This window comes from Spiroplasma sp. ald (assembly GCF_044714355.1).
In the GTDB taxonomy this organism is placed as follows: domain Bacteria; phylum Bacillota_I; class Bacilli_A; order Mycoplasmatales; family Mycoplasmataceae; genus Spiroplasma; species Spiroplasma phoeniceum.
Genome location: NZ_RXFY01000063.1, coordinates 1 through 6,321, shown reverse-complemented (window position 1 = coordinate 6,321; position 6,321 = coordinate 1). Strand labels below are relative to the sequence as shown.

Here is a 6,321-nt window from a genome sequence, read left to right as displayed (position 1 = left end):
TATTGTTATTTTAGAAGCAGGGAAATATATTCCAGCTGATATTCGCATTTTAGAAGCAAATAATTTGTTAATTGACGAAGTTGCATTAACTGGTGAATCAGTTCCTGTTGAAAAAAATGGTGAAATAATTTTAAAAGAAAAATTAGTGTTAGCAGAACAGACTAATATGGCTTTTATGTCAACTTTTATTACAAATGGTTGAGCAGTTGGGAATGTTGTTGCAGATGCTGTTGATAGTGAGATTGGAAAAATTGCTGCTGCGGTTGTTAAAACAAAACAAGAAAAGACACCATTACAGTTACGCTTAACAAAATTAACAAAAGTTGTTAGTATTTTTGCGGTTTTATTAGCAATCTTTGTTTTTGTTTTCTTTTTATTAACTGATGAAAATAGTTGACCAATTATTTTAATGACAGCATTTACAATTGCAATTGCTGTTATCCCAGAATCCTTAATTGTTATTGTGTCAGTTATTTTATCATTATTAGTAAAACGAATGACAAAAGTTAATGTTATTGTTAAAAAATTAGATGCGGTTGAAACATTAGGTTCAGTTAATGTTATTTGTTCAGATAAAACAGGGACTTTAACTCAAAATAAAATGACAGTTAAAGAGATTATTTTCAATAATGAGATTCTTAAAGAAAATGATTTTAATTATTTATAACCAAAATAATAAGGCAACTTTTCATTTTATTAATTGTCTAACTTTATGTAATGATGCTATTAACCAAAAAAATGAACAAATTGGTGATACAACTGAAATTGCTTTAATTGATTTTACAAGAAGATTTACAATTAGTGAAGTAGAATATCGTGAAAAATATCTTCGTGTTTTAGAAGTTCCCTTTGATTCTGATCGAAAATTAATGTCAACTGTTAATCATGTTAATAAACACGAATTTGTTTATACAAAAGGTGCTCTTGACCAATTATTACTGCAATGTAATCGAATTTATTTAAATAACGAAATTGTTCCATTAACTGAAGAAATGAAGGAAGAAATCCAAGAGGAAGCATTAGATTTATCAAGTCAAGCATTACGGGTTTTAGTTTTTGCTTTTAATCAAAAAGATCAACAAGACATTGAGACTAATTTAATTTTTTTAGGTGCTGTTGGAATGATTGACCCACCACGTCCAGAAGCGGTTGAAGCAGTTAGAAAGGCACATGAAGCAGGAATTAGAGTAATTATGATTACTGGAGATCATAAAGCAACTGCTTTAGCTATTGCTAAAGAATTACGTCTAGCAGTTTCAGAAGCGAATGTTTTATCTGGCCATCAAATTGATAATATGAATAATCATAAGTTACAAGAAAAACTACGTGATGTATCAGTTTTTGCAATAGTTAATCCTGATCATAAAACAAGGATTGTTGAGTGTTTGCAATCAATGAACTATGTTGTTTCAATGACAGGTGATGGCGTTAATGATGCTCCAAGTTTAAGCAAAGCCGATATTGGTGTTGCAATGGGAATAACAGGAACAGATGTTTCAAAAGAAGCTGCAAATATTATTTTACAAGATGATAATTTTTCAACAATTATTCGTGGTGTTGAAGAAGGACGGAATGTGTATCATAAAATTAAATGGGTTATTGCTTTTGTTTGTATTGCACAATTAGCAAATGTGTTAGTTTTTATTATTATTTCAGTTACAACTAAAATTAAACCATTTGATTCTGTTAACATTTTATGGTTTAACTTAGTCATTGAAACATTAATGTCAATTCCAATTGGTTTAGGAAATAATGATGATGGCTTAATGCTAGAAAAACCACGAAGTAAGAAAGAAACTTTTTTATCAATAGTTTAGTTACAATTTTATATTTAGCTTTTGTAACAGCTGCTACTGTTATTGGTACATTTTTCATTGGTAAAGATATTTTTCATAATATTGAAGATGCTAAAATTGCGACAATCTTAGTAATGGCTTGTTCACCAGTAATTTTTACTTTTGTAATTCAATTACCAAATTATCGAATTAAAACACAATATAATGTTCCTCCGACTAATTATTATTTATTAGGTGCTTCAGTAATTGCCTTGGTATTAAATTTTTTGATGGTTTATACACCGGGTTTAAACTTATTTTTTTAACAACAACCAAAGAACATAAATTTGACACTTCACCACTGTTATCTTGACAAATGACTGTAGTATCATTAGGAATGATGGTGCTTCCATTATTAATGTTGTTGGGATATGATGCATTTCGTAAATTAATCAAACGATAAAAGAATAACATTAAAAATTGTTTTATTAAGTCTTTATTATAAAATGTTGTCAGTCCAACTACTAAAGGAAAGCAAAAAATTTTTAATTTATTAAGCAATTAAAGTTTTTCAATATTTTTTTAAAATTAGTTATTTTTCTTATATAATTAACTTAGTGATTCTTGGAATGGGTGAATAATATGTGAAATCTTGCAAAAGAGGCTACGCGAGGGTTTACAAAAAAAATAACTCAATTTATTGGGTTAATTTTGTTTATTATTGGTGCAGTTTTAACCTTTACAGCTCTTTTTTCAACTGTTTTTCAAGTTAAAAATGGCTTAAATGATATTAAGAAAAATAGTCTTCCTTATCAATATGAAATTCGAGTAGATAGTTTAAATATTGATAATAATGTGTGAAAAAGAAATTCTGCTTGAAAAATAAATGAAAATAATCGTACTTTTTTAGCTCAGTTTTATGATGAGTCAGAAATTGATGCTGAGCATTTAACATTTAATAATATTCGTGCTGATGTTTTAGGGTTAAATTGTGATTTAACTAATTCTGAAATTTGTAAATGAACAAAAGAACCATCATATTTAAACCCAGAAATGGGGACATCTTCTTTTACTGCCTTAGTTAAAAATTTTAATAAGAATCTTACTGCTGCTTTTTTAAGTTATATTATTCATAATCCAGATGAAAGTTGTTTAAATGATTTAATTAATGGTGACAAAGCTGGCTTAGAACTTAGTTTTAATGTTGGTTATCAATTTACTGCAAATAATTTAGCAAAAGATACGCAATATTTTAATGCTACTGCTATTAACAAAAATAAAAATTTATTATATAACGGTGATGGTTGACGAGGTAATAATATTTTTTATACTCCGTTTAATCGTCTTTTTGAAGTAACAAAATGAGAACATATTAGTGATTTAATAGAAAATAACATTATTTTAAATAAACAATATGCTGATTATAATCATTTAAAACTTGGTGGACACTTTAATTTAGGAAATAGTCAAAATTTACAATTTAATATTATTGGATATGGGGCAAAGGTAAGTAATATTTATCCTGATTTAGTAAGTCTATCAACTCTTGCTACTGGTCATAAAATTATTGATTTAAAAAATGGTTCAGTATTATTTATGAATGATATTAATTTTAATGCTATCAAGCAAAATTTTTCAAATGGAACTGAAAAAATTACTAGTTTTATTAATGTTAATGGTAATTTAACTGAACTACAAAAAATAACTTTATTAAGAAAAGTTTTAAGCAATTATTTTGTAGCGCCTGATAATGCAATTGTCGCTTTTGAAGCATCATTACCGGGACAAGTTGTGATGTTAACAAATACTGGTTTTATTATTAATACTTCAATTGCTGTTGCTTGTTCAATTATTATTTTATTTATTATTGCTTTTTTCATTAAAAAAGATATTACTAATGCAAAACGACAAATTGGAGTCTTAAAATCATTAGGATATCATCGCTTTGAATTATTATTTATTTTTACTTTTAACATTATTTTTACAACTTTAATTGGTTGTTTATTAGGATGAGCTTTAAGTATTCCTCTGCAAATGTATTTCACTGGTTCAAATTTATATTCAATAGGATTACCATTATCATCATTTTATTTTAATCCACTAATTTTTGTTTCAGCGACAATTTTTATTCCACTTATTTTTATTGGGATGTCTTTCTTAATCTCATTTATTCTTTTAAGTCGGACAGCTTTGGATTTAATTTATGATTTAAAAGGTTCTAATTTAAGTTTTCGTCCTAAAAAAGTAAAAAAAGGTCGTAAATATGCTCATTTTGGATTAACATTTAATGTTCATTTATCATTTACCTTTGCACTAAAATCTTTAGGAAAATGAATTATGGTATTAATTGTTTTAGTTTTTTCGTCCTTTTTGTTAATTTTCCAGTTGGATGCAGGAGTAATGGCACAAGGAATTGTTAAAGATTCTTTCCGTTATTTTAAGAATGATATTAAATCATATTTAATTGCTAGTTATGATCAACAAGATATTGCACAAGAAGCCAACAATAGTAAACCTTATCAGTGAATTACGGCTGATAAGCGTATGAATTATTACCATGAGGCAAAAATTCTTGATGATAATAAAACATTTAACTTTCCAAATCCATTGATGTGCTTTACAAGTCTATCTGTTTCAGATTCAAAAAATATGAAAAAAAATTGTGGTGATTTATTAAATATTATTGGTGATCCAAGTGGTGCAACTCTTGTTAGAAGTAAGATTAATTATGATGAAGAAACAAAAACATATCCATATATAAGTGCAACAACAGTTGACGCAGTTGCTAATTATAAAGTTAAGGATAATGAGTCTGGTGAATGAATTAATGGATGAGATAATTTAGTAAAAATTATTAATCTTATGAAACCATTTTTAATTGAAAAAGGAATAAATGAAGCTGATATTCAAACAATTATTAGTGGAATTAATTTGGTTAATAGTTTAAGTACAACAACTAATGGTCAATACCCAGATATTTATTTAGGACCATATATGGTTTATGATAAAAATTATGATTTCCCGTATGTTTTCTTATCAGCAGGTTGAAGTCCAGATGATACTAAAAATTCAAAAAATCCAGTTTCACAATTAAATGTTGTTGGGTTAACAAGTGATGAAACAGAGCGTAATCAATTATTGAATTATCGTTCTAAGACGACACCAAGTGATATTGCCCAAAAAGAAGTCTTTGGCTATAAAATTAGTTCAGACCCTACTGGGAATGACCCAAATGTTCCAATTAATGAACCAATACCAGTTCTTTTAGCAAAACGGGTTTATCAATCGATGAATTTAGTTTCGGGGGATATTTTTAAATTAAATGTTCGAATTACAAATGCTATTGGGTATGTTCCAGTTGCTTTTAAAGTGATTGGTTCAAATGATGCTGATATTAGTTCAGCGAATATTTATATGAATCAAGATTCATTAGTTACGGTTATGAACCAATGAGTTAATTTAACTAAAAAAGGAGAACAATTTTTACCAAATTCTTATTATAATGTTGTTGCATCAGGAGCTAGTCCATTGGGAGTAACCTTGCAGCCTTATCGTATTATTTCGTCATTTTCATTAAACGATAATTATAATTTTACAATGTTTGATAATAATAAAAAACCGGATCTTAAAAATGCATTAGACTTAAGAACAAATTTAAAATTATTAAATGGCCTTAACAAAATATGACCATTTGATACTTTACGAGAAAATTATTCACAAGGAATGCGAACTGTCCGGGATGTTCTTAATGTTTTAGAAGGATTAATAATTGTCATTGTTGCTTTAATTTTATCAGTCTTAATTGCTATGGTGCTTGATGAAAATCGCCGTACAATCTTAACTTTAAAAGTCCTTGGATATCCAACATGAAAAATTATTGCAATTGTTTTAGGATTTTACTTATTTGCAATTGTTTTAGGTTATGTTTTAAGTTATGTTATTGCCCAATTATTATGGAATGTCATTGCTTATATTGTTTTTAAAAGTACCGGAATGTTATTAATTCCTTCCTTTTCATCTTATGTTGTTTCAATAGCAACATTAGCAATTGGTTTTATTTTAATTTCAGTAATTGGAATAGGGATTTGAAAAATTAAAAAGAATAAATTAATAAATATTACAATGGAATAAAAAATGTTATTTAATTAAATAACATTTTTTTAAATTTATTAATTTCTTATTAATTTTTTGTTAAACTAAATATATAGATATTGTGTTAGCCTAATTTATGATAAATAAAATTAATTGCTATGGAAGTGGGAAAAATTAACAATGAAAAAGATATATACTTTCTGCATTATTGCAAGTTCTATTTTTGTTCAAAATCTAACCTTTAATGAAGTTCCTAATCATAGTCGTAATACTCCATTTAGTTTTAATGAAAAACAATATATTCAAACAAGAATTGAAGGGCTTGACAATATTTCTCGTAATGCAATTAAAATTTCTAATAATAGACTTCTTGCATAACCTAGTTATTTTAAAATTCCTATAAAATATATTTAAAATAGAAATTATAGGAATTTAAAATTATGAAATTTGATAA

General features: G+C 26.8%; 5 protein-coding genes. All 5 read left to right on the top strand.

Going from position 1 to position 6,321, the window contains the following annotated elements; translation table 4 throughout:
- Positions 1–667 (top strand): HAD-IC family P-type ATPase (locus EHU54_RS03890; protein ID WP_400249045.1); only part of this gene is annotated, 667 nt, incomplete at its 5' end.
- Positions 648–1,817, top strand: a complete 1,170-nt coding sequence (locus EHU54_RS03885) for an HAD-IC family P-type ATPase (protein WP_400249044.1) — start codon at positions 648–650, stop codon at positions 1,815–1,817. The genes EHU54_RS03890 and EHU54_RS03885, both read left to right, overlap by 20 nt.
- 113 nt (positions 1,818–1,930) lie before the next feature.
- Positions 1,931–2,101, top strand: a complete 171-nt coding sequence (locus EHU54_RS03880; RefSeq protein WP_400249043.1) for a hypothetical protein — start codon at positions 1,931–1,933, stop codon at positions 2,099–2,101.
- A gap of 316 nt (positions 2,102–2,417) precedes the next feature.
- Positions 2,418–5,906: an FtsX-like permease family protein gene (locus tag EHU54_RS03875; protein ID WP_400249042.1), complete on the top strand. Its 3,489-nt coding sequence runs from the start codon at positions 2,418–2,420 to the stop codon at positions 5,904–5,906.
- A 141-nt stretch (positions 5,907–6,047) separates the two neighbouring features.
- On the top strand, positions 6,048–6,245 hold the full coding sequence (locus EHU54_RS03870; protein WP_400249041.1) for a hypothetical protein: 198 nt from the start codon (positions 6,048–6,050) through the stop codon (positions 6,243–6,245).
- The last annotated feature ends 76 nt before the right edge of the window (positions 6,246–6,321 follow it).